Source organism: Microcoleus sp. B7-D4, from assembly GCF_036705125.1.
Lineage (GTDB): Bacteria > Cyanobacteriota > Cyanobacteriia > Cyanobacteriales > Microcoleaceae > Microcoleus.
Map to the genome: position 1 here is coordinate 1 of NZ_JAUBTT010000076.1, position 23,036 is coordinate 23,036.

18 protein-coding genes are annotated in these 23,036 nt (G+C 45.2%); 8 read left to right on the top strand and 10 right to left on the bottom strand.

Translation table 11 applies throughout. From position 1 onward, the window contains the following. Both QUB12_RS26305 and QUB12_RS26310 read right to left on the bottom strand, forming a co-directional pair. Positions 1–974 (bottom strand): protein kinase domain-containing protein (locus QUB12_RS26305; RefSeq protein ID WP_333144757.1); only part of this gene is annotated, 974 nt, incomplete at its 3' end. Positions 975–1,787: 813 nt separating this feature from the next. Beyond that, positions 1,788–6,680: a CHAT domain-containing protein gene (locus QUB12_RS26310; RefSeq protein WP_333144756.1), complete on the bottom strand. Its 4,893-nt coding sequence runs from the start codon at positions 6,678–6,680 to the stop codon at positions 1,788–1,790. Positions 6,681–7,121: 441 nt separating this feature from the next. Here QUB12_RS26310 and QUB12_RS26315 point away from each other — a divergent pair, with 441 nt between their 5' ends. Next, positions 7,122–7,316 carry a hypothetical protein gene (locus QUB12_RS26315; RefSeq protein ID WP_333144755.1) on the top strand — a complete coding sequence of 65 codons (195 nt, stop codon included), beginning with the start codon at positions 7,122–7,124 and terminating at the stop codon, positions 7,314–7,316. On the opposite strand, the gene QUB12_RS26320 is transcribed toward QUB12_RS26315, so the two are convergent. Next, positions 7,313–7,561, bottom strand: a complete 249-nt coding sequence (locus tag QUB12_RS26320) for a hypothetical protein (protein WP_333144754.1) — start codon at positions 7,559–7,561, stop codon at positions 7,313–7,315. The two genes, QUB12_RS26315 and QUB12_RS26320, sit on opposite strands and share 4 nt — an antisense overlap. Then, a complete protein-coding gene (locus QUB12_RS26325; RefSeq protein WP_333144753.1) occupies positions 7,548–7,838 on the bottom strand; it encodes a hypothetical protein in 291 nt (96 codons plus the stop codon). The genes QUB12_RS26320 and QUB12_RS26325 overlap by 14 nt, the downstream gene beginning before the upstream one ends. Before the next feature lie 220 nt (positions 7,839–8,058). Here QUB12_RS26325 and QUB12_RS26330 point away from each other — a divergent pair, with 220 nt between their 5' ends. Then, complete coding sequence (locus tag QUB12_RS26330) at positions 8,059–9,633, top strand: nucleoside transporter C-terminal domain-containing protein (RefSeq protein ID WP_333144752.1); 1,575 nt, start codon at positions 8,059–8,061, stop codon at positions 9,631–9,633. A gap of 415 nt (positions 9,634–10,048) precedes the next feature. Beyond that, a complete protein-coding gene (locus tag QUB12_RS26335; protein WP_333144751.1) occupies positions 10,049–10,654 on the top strand; it encodes a DUF3318 domain-containing protein in 606 nt (201 codons plus the stop codon). Positions 10,655–10,676: 22 nt separating this feature from the next. Here QUB12_RS26335 and QUB12_RS26340 read toward each other — a convergent pair whose 3' ends face one another. Both QUB12_RS26340 and QUB12_RS26345 read right to left on the bottom strand, forming a co-directional pair. Beyond that, positions 10,677–11,030 carry a type I restriction endonuclease gene (locus QUB12_RS26340; protein ID WP_333309156.1) on the bottom strand — a complete coding sequence of 118 codons (354 nt, stop codon included), beginning with the start codon at positions 11,028–11,030 and terminating at the stop codon, positions 10,677–10,679. Continuing rightward, a complete protein-coding gene (locus QUB12_RS26345; RefSeq protein WP_333144750.1) occupies positions 11,027–13,168 on the bottom strand; it encodes a DUF3352 domain-containing protein in 2,142 nt (713 codons plus the stop codon). Before QUB12_RS26345 ends, QUB12_RS26340 begins: the two co-directional genes overlap by 4 nt. Positions 13,169–13,987: 819 nt before the next feature. Between QUB12_RS26345 and QUB12_RS26350 the strand changes: the two genes are divergently transcribed. After that, positions 13,988–14,398 (top strand): hypothetical protein, encoded by a 411-nt coding sequence (locus QUB12_RS26350; protein ID WP_333144748.1) that lies wholly within the window; start codon positions 13,988–13,990, stop codon positions 14,396–14,398. A 260-nt stretch (positions 14,399–14,658) separates the two neighbouring features. Here QUB12_RS26350 and QUB12_RS26355 read toward each other — a convergent pair whose 3' ends face one another. Both QUB12_RS26355 and QUB12_RS26360 read right to left on the bottom strand, forming a co-directional pair. After that, the gene (locus QUB12_RS26355) at positions 14,659–16,431 is read right to left on the bottom strand and encodes a glycosyltransferase family 39 protein (RefSeq protein WP_333144747.1); all 1,773 of its coding nucleotides are present in this window, start codon (positions 16,429–16,431) and stop codon (positions 14,659–14,661) included. 84 nt (positions 16,432–16,515) lie between these two features. Next, on the bottom strand, positions 16,516–17,730 hold the full coding sequence (locus QUB12_RS26360) for a glycosyltransferase (RefSeq protein ID WP_333144746.1): 1,215 nt from the start codon (positions 17,728–17,730) through the stop codon (positions 16,516–16,518). Between the two features lie 139 nt (positions 17,731–17,869). Here QUB12_RS26360 and cofH point away from each other — a divergent pair, with 139 nt between their 5' ends. After that, a complete protein-coding gene (gene cofH / locus QUB12_RS26365) occupies positions 17,870–19,015 on the top strand; it encodes a 7,8-didemethyl-8-hydroxy-5-deazariboflavin synthase subunit CofH (protein ID WP_333144745.1) in 1,146 nt (381 codons plus the stop codon). 44 nt (positions 19,016–19,059) lie between these two features. On the opposite strand, the gene QUB12_RS26370 is transcribed toward cofH, so the two are convergent. Together QUB12_RS26370 and QUB12_RS26375 are read right to left on the bottom strand one after the other, a co-directional pair. After that, positions 19,060–19,722: a Uma2 family endonuclease gene (locus QUB12_RS26370; RefSeq protein WP_333144744.1), complete on the bottom strand. Its 663-nt coding sequence runs from the start codon at positions 19,720–19,722 to the stop codon at positions 19,060–19,062. Between the two features lie 382 nt (positions 19,723–20,104). Continuing rightward, complete coding sequence (locus tag QUB12_RS26375; RefSeq protein WP_333300923.1) at positions 20,105–20,449, bottom strand: hypothetical protein; 345 nt, start codon at positions 20,447–20,449, stop codon at positions 20,105–20,107. 137 nt (positions 20,450–20,586) lie between these two features. Between QUB12_RS26375 and QUB12_RS26380 the strand changes: the two genes are divergently transcribed. Genes QUB12_RS26380 through QUB12_RS26390 form a run of 3 tightly spaced genes read left to right on the top strand, consistent with a single transcriptional unit; the run spans position 20,587 to position 23,019 of the window. Beyond that, positions 20,587–20,823: a helix-turn-helix transcriptional regulator gene (locus QUB12_RS26380; protein ID WP_333144742.1), complete on the top strand. Its 237-nt coding sequence runs from the start codon at positions 20,587–20,589 to the stop codon at positions 20,821–20,823. 10 nt (positions 20,824–20,833) lie between these two features. Then, entirely contained in the window at positions 20,834–21,559 is a 726-nt protein-coding gene (locus QUB12_RS26385) for a restriction endonuclease (RefSeq protein WP_333042058.1), read from the top strand. Beyond that, the gene (locus QUB12_RS26390; RefSeq protein WP_333144741.1) at positions 21,556–23,019 is read left to right on the top strand and encodes a class I SAM-dependent methyltransferase; all 1,464 of its coding nucleotides are present in this window, start codon (positions 21,556–21,558) and stop codon (positions 23,017–23,019) included. The genes QUB12_RS26385 and QUB12_RS26390 overlap by 4 nt, the downstream gene beginning before the upstream one ends. Positions 23,020–23,036: the final 17 nt, after the last annotated feature.

The window sequence follows — 23,036 nt, forward strand, 5'->3', positions numbered from 1 at the left end:
AGCATCATTTCGGTGCTGCCTCTGCTGACTCGCTCAAAGGCTGCTAATAAGGTTTCAACTTCTGTTTCTCTGCCGTAAAGTTTTTGAGGTATTTGAAACTTATCTGTAATATCTTTTTGGGCGATGGCAAAATCTGCAATTCCTCCCGTAGTTTTTAATTGTTCTAGGCATTCTTCTAAGTCAGCGATAATTCCCCAAGGGCTTTGATATCTGGCTTCAGCGGTTTTCGCTAATAGCTTCATCACAATATTAGAAACAGCTTTAGGAATTTCTAGATTGATTTGGTGGGGCGGTACTGCCTGTTTGGCAATGTGACAGTGGATTAATTCCATTGCATCGCTGTAATCCCAGGGCACTTGCCCCGTTAGCATTTCGTAAAAAGTTACTCCTAATGAGTAAAAATCAGTGCGGTAGTCTATCGCTCGGTTCATTCTGCCTGTTTGTTCCGGCGATATATAGCTCAGAGTGCCTTCTAAAACATTAGGATTTTTCAGGCTAGGATTTTCGCGCTTTAAAACAGTAGAGATGCCAAAATCTATAATTTGAACTCGCCCTGTGCTTGAGTTGATAATAATATTGCTGGGATTGATATCTTTATGAATAATTTTATGTCGATGAATTTCACCTAAAGCCCTGGTTGTTTTAATAGCTGTTAAGAAAAACTCTTCTAAGGTAAGTTTGTGAGAAGCCAACCAGAGCTTTAATGAGTCTCCACCACAATCCTCGAAAATGATAGCCAAACTGTTATGGTATCTTTCTAAGCTGTAGGTTTGAGGGACACTTTCTAGGTTAAGATTGTGTGTGATTTCGTATTCCTGCTTGTATCTGACTAACGAAGCTGGCATCGGATAATCTTGTTTGAGAAATTTGATAATTACCGGTTTTTTGTCTTGCTTCCTCAGTCCCCGGTAAACTAAAGAATTATTACTTTCATGGATTTGGTTGGTAATGTCGTAGCCCGATAAGTTAATCATTCTTACATCCTCTTGTCAGTATTAATACTCAATTATTTTTTAGCAATTGTTAATTAATTAAGTAAATGTATCCTCTAATACATAATAATATCCGAAAATTTAAGAAAAACTTCAGTGTAAAAAGAAAAGTTATTTTTTATTAACATTTCTTAAAAATAAGAGGGCTAAACATTCCGGTCAGGAGTCCGATCGCTCTACAGTTTCCTGCAAAATCCGGCAAAACAGAGTGAAGGGCGATCGCCGTTAGTCTTCATAGGAGATTTGGGCCTTGCATAATTAGAGTATAAATAGGGGGAATCACCATACAATGAAAGCGAGTGCAAATTAACCCATATCCGTAAAAACACTAAGAAAAAAGGAAAACAGAACCACATTTGTGTCAAATGTAGCTGTCAATCGATCGCTGATTATGAGTCCCACGCCTTGTTACACTGAGACTGTGAAACCGGAATGCCTAAAAATGTATGTCAATAGTATAAGTTTTCGGGCAATTAACGAATCAAGGTAGTTCATTACACCACCCTAATAACTTCGGTAAGACTTGTGGGAAAACTATTAGGATGTCATAGTTTCGAGACATTTGAGAGGGTTTCCGGTTGCATCTGAGATATTGCACCATTCTCAATTAGGTTTTTAGGAACAGGCTTTTCGGCCTGTTCCACAAAAGATCAATTTTCTTGTGGAACAGGCCGAAAAGCCTGTTGCTGACGCAAGATGCCTGTTCCACAAAAGATCAATTTTCTTGTGGAACAGGCCGGAAAGCCTGTTGCTGACAATGGTGCGCCTCTTTTTCCTTCTTCATTCAACATCCCATTACCAAGGATTGCCAATCATTGTAAAGGCGGCCCAATAATAAGGATGCGAAAGCACTCGATCGCCCCGCGCCGCAATTTCTGGAGGCAAAATTAGATCCCCAGAAAGCCCTTCGACTCGCAACATCCCGTCTTGAATCCGCACGCGCCCCCGCAGCATCTCCAATTGCGCGCGGCGCAAAGCCTCCGCTTTAATCATCAAATTGCCACCGCGTCTGGGGGCCCGCAACTGCCGATAAAACTCAGTCATCAGCCCCAAAGTCCCATCATCGCTGACTTCCCACAAACTCGCTAAAGCGGATCTAGCACCGCTAGCTACCGCCAAACCCGCAAACCCCAACTCCGCCTCTTCGTCGCCCAAAGCGGTACTGCACGCGCTTAAAACTAACAGATTCACCGGCGGTTCATTCCACCGCAACTGTGCCATTTGATCGATACGTAATTTAGTATCCCACAACTGAATGTAAGAATTTTTCGGTTCCCCAGGCAGGAATTCGCTGTGAGTTGCTAAGTGAATGATTCCAAAAGGCCGATTTGCCCGCTGAGCTTGCAAATTTCCCAGAGTAAAATCTTGATTCAAAAATAATTTTCCTTCACTTGGCGGCGCGATCGACTCTAACTCCACCGGTACCGCTGGTAATGGCGCTTTATCTTCAAATACCGACGCCCCCATTGCCAAAACTTCATCATCCGCAATATTGTCGTAGCCGATATCACTCAAACTCAGACTCGGCATCACGCTAATACTGTATTGCTCAACTAAAAATTGTTTGCCATTGTGAAGAGCAGCAAAGGGCACACTCCGCAAACCTGCTGCCGGAATTACAATTAAATTGTCAATCTTTAAAGCGGCCAATTCTGGGGCCATTGGCGCAATTAACCAGCGATAAAGTTTTTGAGCCGAATCCAAATAACTAATGCTGCTTCTTCTTCTGGGATTAGTTATTTCGGTTTGCAGGGCATCCGCCAATTGCAACACCTGCCACCGCGTTGTCGCCGGAACTACAACGCGCATCGGTTGAGCGTTAGCTGTGACTAACACTAATTCTAAAAGCTCCCCGTTAGGAACATCGGGAATTTCTTGGCTCAGTGGCGACAACCTCTGGGCCAACTTATCTTCTAAGGGGCGATGGGGCCCGGAGGTGAGGTTATTTCTCACAGGCAATAGATTAGATAAATCCTGACTTGCCACCAGCACAGAACCATTTTCTTTGGCTGCGGCTGCATCCGATCTCCTGAGCCAATTCATATAAATAATTGCAGATTTTATCCCACTAATTTGTTCGTTTTTGCGAAGGGTTTCGTAAATCACCGATAGATTAGTAATCGGCTTTCTTGGGGGCAAATCCAGATATTTTTCGTACTCGCGAGTAAAGGTTTGTTCAAATTCTAAAACTCCCGAACCTGCCGCATCTAATCTGCGAGAAGGAGCGAAAATATCCTGGCTAATTGGGGAATTTCGGTCTCGATTGGGCGATCGCAATTCTACTTGCAAAGATGCAGGAAATGACTGCTCCGGATCGGGATTTACGGACTCTAGAGGCGGTGAGGGAATTGGTGAGGGAATTGGTGAGGGAATTGGTGAGGGAACTGGTGAGGGAATTGGTGAGGGAATTGGTGAGGGAATTGGTGAGGGAATTGGTGCAGGAGTAGAGGGCGCGGCCGGTGTAATTAGGGAAATCTGATTTGGTAAACTTCCCTGGGTGTAAGTTTGCCCGAAGGAAAAGCTGGGCAAAATGGCGTTTCCCGCCCCAGCATTAATGCTTCCTCTGGTTCCATTGTCGATCGCGCCGCCAACTACAAACGGTCGATCGATACCGCCTCCGTGGCGAATTGCGATCCTCCCCGCCCCCGCACCTCCGGTAGTAGAAATACTGGAAACATTGCCCGATATATCATCGTTGAAAACATTGTTCGATCGAAACAAACCGAGGGTTCTCACATCAACGCTGCCGCCAGTGCCACCAGTGCCGCCTCTAGCGTTGATAAAGCCCAACTGAATATCACCAGTCGCGTTCAGGGAGACGCCCCCGCCGTTGCCGTTTGAAGTGCCGCTGGAGTTGATATCTAGAGCCGAAATCCCCGCTCCCGAAGTAAGGGCAATATTTCCGCCGATCGCCCCCGAAGCGTTCAAAGCTCCCGCAGTTAAAGGGCCAGCATTGGTTTGGAGAGCGATCGCGCCTCCTGTGCCCGCCGATGACGAGTCGATCGCACCTGCAGCAACAGTATTTCCCTCAACCCGAATCCTCCCACCGTTCGAGGTAATATTGCCCGTCCGAACCTCGCCACTTCCTTGCAGGTTCACGCTGCCACCATCCGTCCTTAAATTACCCCCTAGGAGGACGTTTTCTGCCTTGATATCGGCTCCCAAAGCGGCCGTGCTGTCCCCCCCGAAGCGAGCGGAATCTCGCGCGTTAACGCTCAAACTGCGCGCTGTAATTGTGGAAGCAGCCGTCACGCTAGCAGCGTCAGCCGAGAGCTGGCCCAACCTCTGAGTTTGACCGACTAGGCCGTCAAAAGTAATGTTGCCGCCAGCGCGCAGCGTCAAATTATTAGCCCGGCCCGGCGTGCTGTCGAGGGTATTGGCAAAAGTGATATTGCCGATAGTGGCGGCTAGGGCGGCGGTGCGATCGACTGTAACGTTACTATTGAAAGTCATGTCGCCAGATGTCGCCATATTGCCCGATACCTGGGTACTGCGGGCGTTGACAGTTAAACTCGCCAGCGGTGCAGCTTGACCGACTTTAGCGCCGAACAGCACTCGCCCAGCGTCTAGTCTCAGGGCGTGAGATCCGTCTAGGCTACCGGAGAACAGAATGTTGCCGGTAGCTTCCGTGCTCAAAGCTACGTCAGCATTGAGGGATGCGTTTCCTGTAAAAGTGAGATCGCCGCCGGATGTCGCAATGTTGGCGTTGAGATCAGTTTGGGGCGCGTCGAGAGTCAAGCTAGCGCTGCCGCTTGTATTCAGGGGATTGTCGATCCTGATCGATCTGCCTTGAAGTGTCAGCGGGCTGTTGAAGGTAATGGGTGCGACGATCGCGATCGACGAGGTGCTACCGTTTTCGCGCCCGATCGCGATCGAGCCGAAATCCCCCGCCAAAGCGCCGAGATCCGTTGCCGTCAAGTCTAAAAGGCCCAAAATATCGCCGGTGCCACCGATTTGAATTCGTCGGTTGTCGTTGGGCTGCAAGCGAATTGTTCCCCCCGCACTGCTGACAGAATTGCTGCCGCCTCTGAAGTCAATGCCGCTAGCAGTGAGAGCGATATTGCCGCTGTTAGCATTGAGTCCGCCCAGAGAGATGCTGCTGGCGAAAATGTTGATGTTGCCACCTTGAGTCTCGATTACATCCTTGGGGTCATTGACAACAAACACTCCGCCGGATCTAAAGGTTACGGTGTCTCCCGTTCTTGCTTGCAGGGAAAGTTTGTTATCGGGCAAGTCTTGGACGGTGATATAGCCGGGGGTATCTAGAACCACGTTGCTGCCGGCTGTCATCTGTTCCAACTGCACTTCTGAGATCGATGTTTCGTTGGGTTCTGGTGCCGGTTCGAGTTCCCCGCCAGTCGAACCCCCGCTGCTGGAGCCGTTACCGCTGACGATCGTAATATTTGCCGGATCGAGCCACAAATTGCCGATCGCACCGTTAGTCGCGCGGGTATCGACCTCTCCTTGGAAAGTTAAAGCATTTTTGCCGGAAACTTCTACTCTGCCGCCGTTACCTGCGGCAGTGCCCCCGCGAGCACTAATATTGCCCAAGAAGCGAGTTATATTGTCTGACCAAATTACCGCAGTGCCGCCATTGCCGCGGTCGATCGCGTTTGCTGCGATCGTAGAATCAGGACTAACATAAGTTACCTGGGCGTTTGGCACTGGTTCCATCCCCTGGAAACCGCCTCCGACGCGCACAGTACCTCCGCCGTCCGTCCCGGAAGCATCGATATTTGCGCCGAAGAGTCCGACTTTTTCCCCTAAAATATTGACTGTGCCACCAGCATTTCCAGAAGGGCCAAATACATTTACAGAACCGGAGACGATCGCACTTCCGGCAACTGCGGGCACAGTTTGCCCGCCAGTCAGTACCAATTGACCTTGTTCGTTAGTGGTTAAACCTGTGGCTGACACTACGCCGGAGCCCGTCAGCAACTGAGGCAAAGAAACCGGGGCGATCGCCGAGTTTTCTGACTGCAAAGACGGAGTAATTTCTAAACTTAATAAATTGCCAACTTGACTGATGCGAACTGCATTTTGTCCCGGAACAGCAGCCACAGTAATTTGACCGTTGGGAGCGGATAATTGTCCTGTATTAATAACGGTTCCACCGAGCAAAGTTAAACTTTGCCCGCTGCCAACTGCCAAGTTTCCGGCATTGACAATTGCACCGAGTTGTGAGTTATTAAAATTAAATTGATTGGGATTTCCCAGTAAAGCTTTGTAATCATTAATTCCGGCCGAATTGAACCAGCGATCGCCGAAACCAATACCTGTAGCAGTTGTCGCGAAAAAAGACCCCGGCACGTTTAATCTAGCATTTTGACCGAAGACAATTCCCGCCGGATTCATTAAGAATAAATTTGAGTTGCCGCCGCTTACAGAAATCAGACCGTTAATGATGGAAACATTGTTGCCGGAAATCCGCCCTAAAATATTTTGAATATTTGGATTAGTTAGAAAATTAGCGATTTGACCTTCGCTGAGATTAAATTGGCTGAAGCTGTGAAACAGATTGGCGCCGTTCCCTGACAGTTGTCCGCCACTAATGTCTGTGCGGTTTTGCTCGGAGTTAACAACAGTATTAGTGCCGTCATTTGCAGGAACGACAGATTGCGATCGCACTGCTAGCGGTAGCAGCCAAAAACCTAATGTCAAAATTAGAGCAGAACGAAAATAGGTCATTAGTCAGTTGTCAGTTCTCAGTTGTCAGTTGTCAATAGTCATTACTCAATAGTCATTAGTTAGTGGTTATTTTTCTTATATTTGTTGTTATTTGTTGGTTCCAATGACCCATGCCCCATGCCCCATGCCCCATGCCCCATTCTAATCTCTTCTCTTTTTGATTTTTTTTGAGCGGTAATGTTCCGCCAAAGTGCCAATAAACTTAAAAAAGTCGATCGAACACTACCACCGCCGGGGTCGATCGCACTCCCAAACCACCCGTTGCCAGAATGTCGGAAATACAATGCAGATTTTATATCGATCTGTAACGAGTGTATTGACAAAATCCCCCCAGAGTCCTAGGATTGGAGCACTGATTGGGTGGGAAAGTAAAAACCCACACAATAACTGGCTCCTCTAATAAAGTTAAAAGCAAAATATTGATGCTTTTAGAGACCAACCATGCAAACTCAAACTTCCTCATTTCTAACTGAACAAATAGTAGAGCAGATATTTTCGTCAGGCGAACTGACTCGCGAGGACAGACAGCGAATTCAGTCAATGCTCTTAAATGAGTCGATCGGAGAAAACGAATTGAGCTTAATTGAAAGAGTCATGGAAGGCGTAGTCAAGGGAATACTTGACGTGCTCGATTAGTTTAGAAATGGCGCTAACCTATCTAAATGTAGGGTGCGCCGGGCCGCGCACCTTACCCTAATTTTAAATATAGCAACCGCCAAGAGGGTTAGGACATTCTTGATCGCTGAAACCCTAGCTATTACTGCTTTTTCCTTCTTCCTTCTTCCGACTTCCATCGGACTTCTTCCGACTTCCATCGGACTTCTTCCTTCTGCTATAAAATCGAAAATCGAAAATTCTGTCACCGTTCTAAAAATCATCATCGGGGCCCTCATCCGGGCCGTCATCCGAGCTCTGATCGCGACGCACAAGTTCAGAAGGAGGCCTATCGTTACTCCAGGCCCACCACACGCCGCCGCACTGGCAGCGGTAAAATTCTTGCCACTTGCGGCGGTTGAACTCGGTGTAGACTGGCGATCGGCGATTAATCCAGACCTCAGCGGCATCCGTGCAACTAGCGCCACACTTGGGGCAGCAAAACTCATTAGCGTGAACCGCCGTCGCAGTCCATTCAGGAGGATGTGGAGCAAAAGCTTCCATGTGTTAGAGTTTCTATCTAAACTGCTGGTAATTACGGCAAATCAAGGGTTGCTAAAGATCCGCAGAGTTCGGAATGACCTAAGCAATGACATAAGTACGCTGTTGAGTGCGTAATTCATCGGCCCGTTATTTTTTTTAGCATTTGCCGTCAGATGAATAGTATAACTGATGTGGTGCAAGCCGTCGATCGGCATTCTTAAGTATTTCAAGGACTAGGCTCATGTCTATCTACAATCTTATCTCGTTTCTGGGCATTTTTGGCTTATGTGCGATCGCCTGGATTTTTTCCGAAAACCGACACTCCAAGTATATTCCCTGGCGCGTCATCATCTGGGGCATTGGTCTACAATTAGTCTTAGGATTTTTAGTATTCCTGTTCCCCCCAACTCGCATCGCCCTAGAGTGGTTTACAGGCTTACTGGATGGAGTATTTACCGCTGCTGACGCTGGAGCGAGGTTTGTATTCGGTAAAAACATTGTTCCAATACCCGGTCAAGACCCCCCAGTTAATTTAGGATATATTTTTGCCTTTCGAGCTTTACCGACAGTCATCTTTTTTTCTGGCCTCATGGCTTTGCTTTACAACATCGGTGTGATTCAAATTATCACCGAAGTTTTTGCCAAAATCTTTTATATGACAATGCGGTTGAGCGGCGCCGAAGCCCTCAGCGGCGCTGCTAATATTTTCGTAGGAATTGAAGCGGCAATTGTTGTCAAGCCTTATTTGCCGAAAATGACTCGTTCGGAACTTTGTGCAATCCTCTCTTGCTGTTTTGGGACTGCCGCTTCTTCAACTTTAGCAATTTATGTGAGTTTTCTCAAGCCAGTTTTTCCCAATATTTTAGGGCATTTAGTTTCCGCCTCAATTATCGCCATTCCCGCTTGTTTTGTCCTCTCCAAAATCTTAGTACCAGAAACAGACAAACCCCTGACAATGGGTGGCATTCCCAAGGAAGAACGGAAGCCTAAAGGCCGCGAGTTTGTGGGCGAAGAAATTTCGGACATGGAGCGCGAAGAATTCAAACAAGAGACTGTTGGGGGAGAGCCAATCGAACGAGTCAGCCCTTTGGATGCAGCGATAATTGGTGCATTGGACGGTGTAAAAATGGCGGTAGCTATTGCCGCTGTTTTGATTTTAATCTTGGGCTTAGTTTCCTTAATTAATCAATTCTTTGGTTGGCTGGCAATTTTGCCCGGCCCCATTGGTGACTTGTTCAAAGTTGTCACCTTAGCCAACATTATGGGATTTTTATTTTATCCCCTGACGCTATTAACAGGAGTTTCATTAGACGACTCTTGGACAGCATCAGTAATCATCGGTCGCCGACTGTTAGAAACGGCGATTCCGCCCTATCAAAGTTTAGCAGAAGCATCGGCAAAAGGACTCGTGAGCGATCGTACAGTTTTAATTGTCAGTTACGCCCTTTCCGGCTTCGCCCATTTAGCCTCCGTCGGCATATTTGTCGGCGGTACGATCGCCCTAATTCCATCCCGCCGCAAAGACATTTCCGAACTCGGTTGGAAAGCATTATTTGTCGGCACATTAGCGACAATGATGATCGCTTGCATCGCCGGCACCTTCGACACCGGAGACGCCAGCATTTTAGGCGCTCAAACAGCTCCTGCAGCCCCATTAACAGCCCCTGTTTCTCCGAAACCGCTGCCATCCCCAGCCGCGAATTCAAAGCCGTCAGTTGCCCCAGCAATTGCCAGTCCGAAGCCTTCGCCCAATACCGAAAAAGCGGCTCCGAGAGCTCAAAAATCTCCCTCTCCCGCATCCAAGAAAAACCCTTAATTATATTCTATTGACTTGTAGGGGCGGGTTTTTCCAAGAATATTTAACTCCCGTTAAAAATCTACATAAACCCGCCCGCACACAACCAATAACCTACATCAACTTTGCTTTCGATAAAACCAGTTAGGAACGGACTCTGACCCAAGAAACCGGGTTTTTCACCAAATCTGTGGCTGTAACGCATCTTCTCAGCAAAAAACCCGGTTTCTGGCTACCCGTGCATCAGTCCTAAGATTGTCAATTATCGACAAATATTGTAGGTAAAACTAGCCCTTGGGTGGGGGCGGGTTTACGAGATTGTAGGTTTTAGGCAATTATTGTAGGTAAAACCCGCCCCTACGAGGTCGTGATAGATATTATTGTTTTTTATGCCGATGCAATCACCAATTACCAATTATCAATTACCCTAAAATTTATGAATCCCGATCCAGAAATTCGCCGCCTGTTAGATGTGATGCCCGCTTCCGGCCGCATGATGTGTAAAATTATTAATAAGCCACAACAATCAACGGTAATTGACTGCGATTTTCCTTTGCCTTGGAATCAATCTCGCCCGATTTATATTAATTTTGATTTGTGGCGGCTGCTATCTAAGCCGCAGCGGGATTTACTGCTATTGCGGAATGTAAGTTTTCTGTGCAGTTTTAAGTGGTTTAAACCGGATATTTATCAAGGTGCAGCTCTGGCGGGAATTGTCGGGACTGTTGTAGAATTGTTGCAAGGAGATGCGATCGGCACTGCGATCGCGGGCGGTTTGACGGGACTGGCGATGACTCGAATTTGGCGCGACAACCGCAGTTCCCAAGTAGAGTTAGATGCTGACGAAGCGGCGATTAGAGTCGCGGGAAGGCGTGGTTACAACGAAGCGGAAGCGGCCGGACATTTGCTGGGGGCGATCGAGGCTGTGGCGCAAATTGAAGGGCGCAGTTTGGATTTTAATGAGTTGATTCGGTGTCAAAACTTAAAGGCGATATCGGGTATTTCTGCGGTGGGCGTACCCGATAGTGTGAGGCAAGAGTAATGCGATCGCAAATTATAACCATTCATCTCTGTACAGACAAACTAACAAGTTGCTTGAGAACCCGCATAGCTTCATTTAAGCCATTATTGCGACTATTGCAAATACTAAATAAATCTGACAGCGCATATTGATTTATTTCCCCGCGCAGCAGCTTCAGGAAAATATATTCTTCGCCGTTACTTATCATCCCAAAAGGAGAGTTTTCGGGGTAAGGATTTCCCATCATGTATGCTAAAATCTGGGGAAGAGCCCGCGAAACACTGAAACCATATTCTTTACTTTCAATTACCACTATCCAAAATTGATTTTGAATGACTAAAGCATCAATTTGTGTAGACGCGGTTGCAACCGCCGATTTATAAACAGAATAACTTATTCTTCTGCTCGCTCGACCGCCAGCTTCGCATACTTCAAATTATTTTGATATTCTACAATCTTTTGCTGGCTAATTTTGTATTTAGGACTATTAGCAGGTATTTTTTTCATCCCAGCAATTGCTTGTGCCCAGGCAACAATCACCTGTTGCCACTGTTGTTTTGTTGTGGCAGTTTGAGTTAAAGAAGCTGCACGAGTTGCTTGATTTACTGCTTGCCGAAAATCATTGTCAGCATTGGTTGGAGTTGCTGGCGGAGTTACTTTTGGATTCGCTGGTAAATTTGTCGGCGGAGTAGTTTTTCTGGGAGTGGGATTCGCAGGTAAGTTGGTCGGTGGAGTAGTTTTGTTGGCAATTGGAGACGGAGTTGCTGTTGGAGTCGCGGGTAAATTTGTCGGCGGATTAGTTGGTGAAACAGCAGGCCCAGTAGCAGGTAAATTAGCTGACGGAGTTTGTAGTGATGCCCCGGCAGTTGCTGGCTTGAGTGCGATTAGCATCTCATACCTCTGCGTCGATTTATCTACTTCTGCAGTTGTCATGGCTATGCCGCGTACAGAATTAAGAGCCGCGATCGTCCGATCGAATTCTGCTATATTTTCTTTGGGTACAGATGACTCGATGAAATTTTTAGATGCAGCAGAATTGACCAGGGTCAGAATTTGTTCAAAATTGAAATAACCGTAGCCGCTGTTAGGCTTTGGTAAAGAACTCGTAATTGTTTGAAAGTTTTCGCTTTGTGCTAAAGTTGGATTTGATGTAGCTGCGATCGCTGGTAATGTTTTGGCATTCCCTACAGCGATAAATACTGAATTTGCATCTAACCAACCGTGTCCCAATACAAAGTCTTGACTGGGCACTTGCCATTCAGTTATAGCTCGATCGGCAATCTGTTTTTCAGATAGGGCTATACCATTACCTCGGACAAGCACATTCAATTTAGCAAACGTGCTTTTAGCTGCTTCAGGATTACTGGTTTGAATTACTATTTTTACCCCGATCGCACTTTCTAAAGATACGTCTGGCAGTGAAATTACTCCGAATCCGTATTCTCCATCCATCCAGCCAAAAATATCTTTATCTAAATCGAGATTTAATGCTGCTAAATTTCCTCTAAATTGAGTAAGTCCCTGGCTGAATTCTGGAATATTTTGTGTTTGGCTGACAAAATTACCCCAATTATTATTGATGCCTTTACCCGTAAATAAAGCAACTGTTTGCTGGGTAAAATAACTAATTATTTTTTCAGTTGCGGGCTGAAAGTTGGTTTGAGTGGTGGCATTCGGCTGTAAATTGGCAACAGTATTAATCCGAATCCCAGCATCATCAATGCCAATACCGCCGCTTAAAGACTTTATCGGATATAGTTCGGCTCGATCGAGCAGTGGTGCGTTTTGAGCTTGAGGAGCATTTGCGACACTCTCCTTTATCAAGGCTAAACTATCAAAAATATAAAATTGAGCTACTGGATTGTCAATTTTTAAATCGCTTGATAATACTTTGGCAACTTCTGGCTTGCTTGCTAAGGATGGTTGTCCTTTGTAGATATCAATAGATTTTTGGACATTTGGCTCCTTGTCACTGCAAACAAGATAACGCTTCACGATCGCGCAGTAGCTTTTATCGCCTTTGTTAGTAGTAGACTCCTGTATTTTAAATCCTTTGTAATCAATCTCTTTAATTTTTTCGTCAGGATTAATTTTGCTGAGCTTTTGATTTAATTGCCACATACTCAGCTTATTTTTAATCGTAATTACCCCGATAAATTCAGGAGTAGGCGATTGCTGTCCTTGGGTTTTAGCTGATGGTAATGCAGCCCAGACAACAGTACCCAGCCAAGGTTTGATATCTCGATCGTAATTCAGTTGAGGACTTTCCTTAGCAAATTCTTTCTCAAACTCTTTCCAAGCTCGATCGAAAAGTTCCCTAGCTTCTGGTGTGCCAAATTTCTGTAACTTTGACCAAGACTGAGGGTTGAGATCGATCGTGCCGCCCACTAAAGCGTCACTCGGAATCAGTTTAGCATTATCTAGGGGTTTACTATCAGCTCCTAAATAACCATCCGAGTACAGATATGTTGCCGCGCCGCCGATCGCAAGTAAACTCAAAACAGCAACGGTGGTTTTAGCGAATTTGCCAGCCATAATGTTTTTTTAAATAAAGATTGTTTGAGACGATATTAACTTCCAACTGTTTGTAGTGCGGACTTGGTGTCCGTAATTTCGGAGCGGACACCAAGTCCGTACTGCGAACTAATTTTTGAGAAACTAATTTTTTGACTGTCGATCGAGCGGACATTGCATAATACAATATTGTAGCTTTCTAATTGTGGAGCGTCAAGAGCGGCAATCTAGCGGCAACAATTCTTATTAGGTTGTTTGAAAACCATGAATTTGGAACTGAATTGTTTGTATAAAGTTACGATCGATCTATCCCCCTATGACTCCTCCTCATCTACTCGCCGACTGAGATAATCCGGCAAGTCATCAAAACATACTCCCACCAAACGGCAAAAATCCCTCATTTGCCGAACAGTCATCGTAGGTTCGTCTCCCTTTTCCCATCGCCGCACCGACGAAGTAGGGACACGGCAGTGCCGTGTACTGGTGCGAAAACTTAAATTAATTGAGCTGAATTGTTTATTTTTGGCATTGTCTAACGTTTATTTATGATTGTTATTGCTTTTGATTAGCCTATTTTAACCGCCTATTTTAAGCGCTTATTTTGAACCTTTAACTAATGGAATTAAATTATGTAATAACTCAATCTAAAAGTGGATTTTAGAGCTAACATAGCGTTATTGCCAACACGATATAGTTTCCGATGTCTCTTGAGGCAATCGAGGAAAAATCATCAACTAGGACGCATCTTTATTGAAGTAGCGCGATGTTCGATCGCGCTCACAATAAAGTGCAAGTCTGTCACTTTTCTATGGGCAAACATACCCAATTTACAATACAGCCATGAACAACCCACAAACTGCGAATGCCTGGATTATTTACCGACTGCTGCCCAACTTTCAGCGCTTACCCGTCGCGCAATTTCGCAGCCGCAGCGAAGCAGAATCTTCCCTGAAAGTCATCCGGCAAATGCTACCCAATACCGAATTAATACTTGCTTTCGAGGTTGGGCCAGAAAATCCAACTACCGAACTCAATCAGCCCCCTGCTAAAGAACAAAACTTGCAAACTTCAGTTAACCGAGAACTCTTGAAACTTTTCATTATCAGTTCTCGTCCTGTTGTTTCCCGCGTCATTCATTCTTTTCACCGCGATAATTTTGCCTGCGTTTCTGACTGGAGTCCGCTTGTCCAAACTCAAAATCCAGGTGAAGTGATGAGCGTCTTAATTAAATATTTGGCCGCTAACTCTTAGTTTGCCACCCCTTGATGATTCGGCGGTTGAAACCGCTCCTTGTCAAACGAAGTCTGCCTCCGCAGACTAAGAAATAAAGGGGGTATTTAAGTCGGATTTGGTATTAGTCCTCTTTGAGAGGACTTTAGCTTTGAGGCAGGGGTTTCAACCCCTGCCGGACTGCGGTTGTAATGCTAACTCTATATCCTCTACTTCTTGAGTCATAAATTTATCACTCTCTCTCCCCAGTCATCGGACTATAGTTGCGGGCGATCGCCAACTCAAGAACAGTGATAAACTTGATATTCATAACCATCAACAGGCGGCAAATCGCCAGATTCAAGCTGACATTTTTGCGCTGCTAAATTGACAGGTGCGCGAAAATTAACCAACCATAAATCTAGCGGACGTTGCAATTGAGCGAGTGCTTTGTTAAGTGTCGTCGCTGCTATTTCTGGCTTCTCTCTGTGATATTTAACCAAAATAAATATAGGAGAATCTGAAAGTTTAACTTCCTCATTTTTCCTGACATCCGTTACATCCGTTACAGAATCCGTTGCCGAACTTTCCCATTCCCCCCCTATCCCCATCAACTCTCCTATTTCTACATGAGTCTTTTGAGTAGTCGCAATTAACACGGGAACTTTCGATAATTCGCGGATAATCGGAATTAAAAGGTCTGGTTTGTAATATTTGCGATAGCCGAGATTGGAATTTACTGTGACACCGCTCAAAAAACCCATTGCTAAAATTAGCACCACTGCTTTTTTGCCAGGAACTTCGATCGCCCGAAAATTAAACCATTGACTTTTGGCTGTAGGTGTGTTAAAAATAACCGCCAAGGTTGCTCCTAAAAGCAATATCACCCCCGGAAAGTAGACGAAATTGTATCGTGCGCCGCGAGTTAGGTCAATTCCTAGAATATATGCAAAGCTGAAAAATAGGAAAATTGCTCCTAGCACAAATCCGCCGAAAATAACAGTACCTAAACGAGTATCGGGCGTTGTTAAGGAATTTTTAAGAGCGCTAAACAGGATGGGAAGCACCAATATAAAAAATATTGTCATTACGATCGCCGATGCAACTACTACTGCCAAATTTGGCGATTCCACCGGCAGCAGAGATATGACAGTGACCCATCCAGCTAAAGCTTGAAAAATCGGCGCGATCCAATCTAAAAATGTGCGATCGCCACTGACAATCCAATTAGTTAGTTCGCTGCCGTATTTATTCGACAAAAATACCGGCAGCCAAACTAAACCGCCCGCCAAAGTGCCCATCGCTACTGCGAAAAGCCGCCACAGGATTTGAAATTGCCAAATATTAAGCCGCTGGCTGTTGTCAATTCGCAACTTTCCATTAAACTGCTGCCAGATTACCGCAATTAATGCTATTAATTCCGCACACAAAGTTAGTGTAAAAAAGTAGTGAACCGCAATTCCCAAACAGTTAACAACTACCCAAAGCAGCACCGCCCAAATAGGCAGGGGAGCGCGCTGTTGCAGCTTTTTTGCAGCTAAGCTGAGGCAAAAAAGAGAGGCAATAACTAATAATATTCCTAAAGTGTAATGGCGAGCTTCTTGAGCGAGATAAATGCCGTAGGGAGAAACTGCCATCATCGCAGCAGCACATTGACCGACTAAACGAGAACTAAAAGCAAACTTGCCTAAAAAGTAGATAGCTGGAACTGAAATCACGCCCAATAAAGCAGGGAGCGATCGCCCAATCCAAACTAAACTATCCTCGGTCGGCCCAAACAGTCGCATCCACCAGTGGGCGAGCATAAAATATACTGGTGGATGATTGCTTTCTAGCAGCAAATGGTTGAGGACATCTGCAATCCCAGCACCGGCGCGCAATTGTAGCGGTTGTAATAATGTAGAAAGATCGATCGCGCGATCGATCGGCACCCCTCGAAAACTGTTGCCCAAACTAAAAACTAGAGTAGAAAACTCGTCTGTCCAGAGCGGTTTCGAGTTTAAATTGGCAAAGCGCAAAATAAAGGCGATCGCCGTCCACAGAAATAGCAACAACAGTTGTTTGTTCTTAATCATTAATTGAGTCAGCAGTCAGTTGTCAGTTGTCATCACTCAACGCCGTCAACAGTCAACAGTCAACAGTCAACAATTCCCCATTACCTACTTCACGTCGGTCACCCGCCAACTCAGCTTCATATTGATCCAGAAATTCCACAGAGTCACAGTCGCGATCGCGATTAAATTAGCAAGATATTTATTGATTCCAAAAAGATTAAACAGCAAATTAAACAGCAGCAAATTCAAAATCAAACCCATCAAGCAAATCGTGTTAAATTTTAACAGCCGTTTCAATCGCTGGCGCTTTCTTGGCTGCAGCTTAGAAATGTCCCCAAAAGTCCACAAATCATTCCACAAAAAGTTACTGATAATTGCCAATTCAGCAGCAACGATCAGACTGCCATTCACCTCCAAATGGAGGATATCGGACAGCACGTACAAAACCCCCATATTCACAAATACGCCGCTGAAACCCACAAGGCCAAACCGCAGAAACTTGCCCATCGGCCAGCGGGCAAACCGCAACCTCAGCAAATGCCGCAAATAGTCAATATACTGTTTCCAGGTAACTTTGCTCTCGCCTTCTTGCCGCTCTTGAAACACGTAACCAACTTCTCCAATCCAGCCGATATCGCCCCTACCGAGCACTTCAATCAATATTTTGTAACCAGCAGGATTCATGGTTTTGCCGGCTATGCAACAGCGGCGCACCATAAAATAGCCGCTCATCGGATCGGAAACTCGGCCCACCACTCCCGGCAGGATCACCAACCCCAGGGTTTGAGCGCCCCGCGATAAAAATCGCCTGACAACGCTCCAGTCGCTCACCCCGCCCTCGCCCACGTGGCGACTCGCAGCGGCCAAATCGGCTCCCCGCTGAATTTCTGCTAAAAGCTGCAACAGCGTCTCCGGGGGATGCTGCAAGTCGGCATCGATGACGCCCAAAACCTCACCCAGAGCGACCTGCCACCCGCGAATCACCGCTGTGGAAAGTCCCCGCTCGTCTTCGCGGCGCATCACCCGCAATTGCGGATATTCCGGTGTCAGGGACAGGGCGACTTCCCAGGTGCGATCGGGGCTGTTGTCATCGACTACAATTAATTCGTAGTTGCCGGGAATACTGCCATCTAGCAAGTGGCTCAATTTTTCCACAATACTCTTGACATTCTTGCACTCGTTGTAGGTGGGAATGACCAGGGAAAAATAAATTGGCGGTGTGCCTGCGTCTACAAAAGTTGAGCCGAAAGTCTGTATAGCAGGAATTTGCAAAGGCCCCGACGGCACTGGCAAGACCTGATTTGGTTGGTTTATGCCCATAATTTCAGTGTTCAGAAAGTCCAGAATAGTTTCGTAGCACTTGAGATTGTAAAATATCGTTCCTCCATAATTGATTAGTTAAAATATAAAAACGCCTTAATTCTAGTCAGTAATTCTGTAATTGAGTTAAAAAAAAACTGTGGATGCAATTCTCGATCGAGCTTTACAAGGTTATAACATCTCTACAGCAGAGGCATTGGTTCTTTTGCAGCAAAGAGATCCCGATGCGCGAGCTTCTATTCAAACAACCGCTGACTTGCTCCGCCGCCGACAATCAGGGGATACTGTCACCTACGTTATCAACCGCAATATTAATTTCACCAATATTTGCGAGCAGCATTGCAGTTTTTGTGCATTCCGCCGCGACGAGAAAGATGAGGGCGCTTTTTGGTTAGATGCAGCTCAAATTCAGGAAAAGGCAACTGATGCAGTGCAGCGGGGTGCGACGGAAATTTGTATGCAGGGCGGCTTAAATCTTCAAGCTAAGCTCAACGGCGCATTTTTACCTTATTATCTGCAATTGGTGAAAACCATTAAGGATAAGTTTCCTCAGTTGCACTTGCACGCTTTTTCGCCCCAAGAAATAGAATTTATTGCCAGAGGAGATAATCTTAGTTTCAGCTATGTAATTTCGGCTTTGCAGGATGCGGGAGTTGGTTCGATGCCAGGAACCGCTGCGGAAGTTCTCGACGATGCTGTGCGACGGGTGATTTGCCCGGAAAAACTAAATTCGGCAACTTGGCTGGAAATTGTGGGAACTGCTCACAGTCTGGGTTTGCCGACAACCAGTACGATGCTTTGCGGGCATATTGAGACAGCCGAACAGCAGGTTTTGCATTTAGAAAAAGTGCGAGCGCTCCAACAAACTGCGATCGACCAAAACTATCGGGCACGCATCACAGAATTTATTTTACTACCATTTGTCGGACAGCAAGCACCGGCTCCTCTGCGGAGTCGAGTCGGCCGCGACCAACCAATTTTAGCAGATACATTGTTACTCACCGCAGTATCGAGAATCTTCTTAGGCAATTTAATTTCCAATCACCAGCCGAGTTGGGTAAAATTAGGTTTAGATGGAGCTACTGAAGCGCTGAAATGGGGCTGCAACGACATCGGCGGTACATTGATGGAAGAGCATATTACTACAATGGCCGGTGCGGTGGGTGGCAGTTGTCAGTCTGTCGAAGATTTGCAAAATGCGATTAGTTCTTTGGGGCGGAGTTATCAGCAAAGAGATACAATTTATCGACCTTTAGGGGTTGACAATTTGGCAGTAAGTGTGTGATTTTTGGGATACCAAGTGCGAAGTGCGTAACCTGTTCTACGAGTTTAGCCGTTAGCGAAGCCCTCGGAGAGGATCGCACTTTCCAATTCTTCTAGCGCTTGCAAATTTCCAACCTGCCAAGCACGTTCTACTGTAGCCGGAATCAGTTGGGCGATCGCGATTTCTGGAAAATTCGGACTAATGTCCGATTCTACATACTCTCCATCTTGCAGCAAATAAATGAGAAGTCTGCCGCTGTCATAAACCCATACTTCTGGAACTCCAATAATTTTATAGGCATCGATCTTAGTTTTAGAAGTAACATCCGTCTCAATTGCCAAATCGGGCGGCGGATCGTCCGGTAAAAGTCGGCGGCGATTAATCATCCGCTGATAATTTAGAATATAAAAGCAAGCATCAGGTTCAACTCCTGCTGCACCTTCCCGTTTGAAAGTAGTAGAACCAAATGGTTCATATATTCTGCCCGCAGACTTGAGTAAATTTTTTACAATATCGGAAATTAAATCTTTCGGGATTTCCCGATATAGTAAGGGAACCCTAATTTCTAAGGTACTGTTGCTGTAGGCAATTCTAGTTCTTCGCTTTTCTCCTAATTCCTGCAAAATCGACTCAAATTCCAGCCAACTTATATTGGGAATAGTTACCACACTACCGGGAGAAAGCGTTATTTGGCTAACTGGTTTTAGGACGGGGGTGATAACAATCATAAGCTGAATAGGGAGCTAGTTGTTAAGTTTGTGCCAAGGGCAGGCAGGATGCCTACCCTACAAGTAAACTCATTCTTTGTGGAACAGGCATCTTGCCTGTTCTCGATCGTTAAATTTGTGCCAAGGGCAGGCAGGATGCCTACCCTACAAGTAAACTCATTCTTTGTGGAACAGGCATCTTGCCTGTTCTCGATCGTTAAATTTGTGCCAAGGGCAGGCAGGATGCCTACCCTACAAGTAAACTCATTCTTTGTGGAACAGGCATCTTGCCTGTTCTTGATAAGAATACAAGATATCTGTTGAGTGTAGCACGGGCAACGAGAAGAGATTCGCGATCGCACTTTTGACTCAATTCTAGAAACATCGATCGCACATTTAGACTTCATTGCAGCCGGATTAATTTGACTAACAGACTCATGATTTCTCCCTGATCGGGTGTAATAATGATGCGGTTGTCGGGAATGGCTATCGGATGAGTCCAACGAACAGCTTCCTCGTAGCGCAATGCGTGCAGTTGGTGGATAGTTCGCCGTACCCCCAGCGGCGAACCGATGATGACGTGACGGACTGCTTCGCGATCGGCCTCAAAGGTTTGGTTGGTTAAAACATTCGGCGATGTTTGGTTCGATGATGAATCTTGCAACATAGCTTTGACCAATAATTTTGGATAGGTTTGATGCTTTGTAACGGTAAAACCGCGTACAATGACAGATTGAAGAAAAGACAACAATTCCCCTAAAGCACAAGTGGCTTAGCTGGTGCTGTCTCGTCTTTATGTCTTTCCTTAGCGTAAACCAATTTACGGTCAGACGTCAAGTAATTTACGTAAATTAATTTACTATACGGGTCAAGCTGCTTGTGGAAATGCCAGAAAAATCAGAGCGATCGCCCCTAATGCGGCTCAGACTTAAGCGATCGCTGACCCAAAAGCAGCTAGCAGACGCACTTGGCGTTACCGAAACAACTGTAAGGAACTGGGAATCGGGGCGATCTGTACCGAAGCTAACGCCTGTTCAATACAAGAAGTTGCTAGAGATTCTGCAAATTACCTCTGCTGAATTACCAGACCAATTTGGTTTTCCCAGCGAGGGCGATCGATAGAATATTAAGAGTGGCAAATAATAATGATACTGTTTACCTTCTCAGCCAATTAAAAATGTGGTGGTTCATCAAAATGACAACTCTGACCGTAGAAATTCTTTGTTCTGAGGCGGCAATATTTTCAGCAGCCGAGTCTCAACACCCGGAACCTCTGCTTTACGGAATCACAGACGGAAAGGCTGTTGGAACATATTTGGAGCAAAAGTTCAGACTCTATCTCAAGCAGCAATATGAATTTATAGATGGCAATTCAGCAAGCGGCATCGATTTCCCAGGGATATTGGTTGACGTGAAGGTAACAAGTGTTAGGCAACCGCAGTCGTCATGTCCTTTCAAATCTGCAAGGCAAAAGATTTTTGGGCTGGGATATTCACTGATTATCTTTGTTTACGAAAAGACAGACAACAGTACCATCCGAACTGCAACGCTGAATATTTTGCATACAATTTACGTTAGTGCCGAAAGAACAGCAGATTTTCAAATGACCCGTGGAATTCGCTATATTTTAGATAACGAAGGCAATAAAGATGATTTGCTTGCTTTCATGTTTGACAAAAATCTACCTGTTGACGAAATTGAAGCAGGTAACATTGCAGACGAAATACTGAGAAACCCACCCTTGCAAGGTTTTTTGACCATTTCTAATGCGTTGCAATGGCGACTTCAGTATGGAAGGGTCATTGAGCGTGCCGGACAACAGGAAGGTGTTATCGCAGTTTATAAATCTAACCAATGAGTTCTAACAATCGCAAAACCAAACTAGAATACGGCGATTTTCAGACACCGCCGGCATTAGCCGATATGGTATGTCGAAAATTAGTAGAACTTAATGTCAATCCTGGCACCATAATTGAGCCGACGTGCGGTATCGGTAATTTTATTCAAGCTGCTGCACGTTCGTTTCCATCCGCCGCCAAAATTATCGGGGTTGAAATAAATCAAAATTACTTAAAAGAAGTCAGACTAAATAAGCAATTATTTCAGGATGAGAGATGCGATATTTGGCACGGAGATTTCTTTGATTTTGATTGGAAATCATTAGTCGATCGATGTAGCACTCGACTGCTTGTACTCGGCAACTTTCCGTGGGTGACCAACTCGCAACAAGGAACTATTGGTAGCGAAAATTTACCTAAAAAAAACAATTTTCAAAATCACAGTGGCTTAGATGCTCTCACAGGTAAGAGTAACTTCGATATCTCAGAATGGATGCTGATTCAGGCGGTGCAATGGCTGCAAAAGCGCGATGCCGATCTAGCGATGCTTTGCAAGACTTCGACTGCTAGAAAGTTATTGAATTACCTTCACTCTCAAAAACTCAATCTCGCTGACTGTGCAACTTACAAAATAGATGCTAAAAAATATTTTGATGCAAATGTTGATGCTTGTTTGTTAGTCTGCAAATTTGATGCTCATTCGCGAAACTACTTCTGCGATGTATTTAGCAGTTTAGAAACTTCAGACTGTCACCGAATTGGATATCACAACAATCTCTTGGTTAAGGATATAAATTCTTTCAGTAAATTGAGTAATTTATATGCTGTGAATTCAGGGACAAAATGGCGATCTGGTGTAAAGCACGACTGTTCTAACGTGATGGAGTTTCGCAAAATAGACAATTATTTTGTAAATACATTCGGAGAAGTTGTCGATATTGAGGACACTTATCTGTTTCCGCTAATCAAAGGCTCTGGTGTTGCTCAAAATCGAATTAATGCTACCGATCGATATATGCTCATTACTCAAAAATTTATCGGGGAGTCAACTGAAAATATCAAAAAAATAGCTCCTAAAACCGGGCGCTATCTGGAGGATTGCGGGCAATATTTAGATAATCGAAAAAGCAAAATTTATCAAAACAACCCTCGATTTTCGATTTTTGGAGTTGGCGATTATACCTTCAAACTTTGGAAAATTGCGATTTGCGGGCTTTATAAAAAACTGGATTTTAGGTTGATCGGTGAAATAGCTGAGAAACCTGTGGTTTTTGATGATACTGTTTACTTTCTCGGCTTTGACGACGAGGGAGTTGCGCGTCAAACTTTTGAGCTTTTGAATTCACCGGCAGCGATTAACTTTTATTCAGCGATCGTATTTTGGGATGAAAAGCGCCCGATTAAATCCAGTATTTTAAATTGTCTGAATCTGGCACTACTGGCAGATTGGGAGTTTGTAACCGCAGATGCACGCAGATAAACGCAGATGGATAGAGA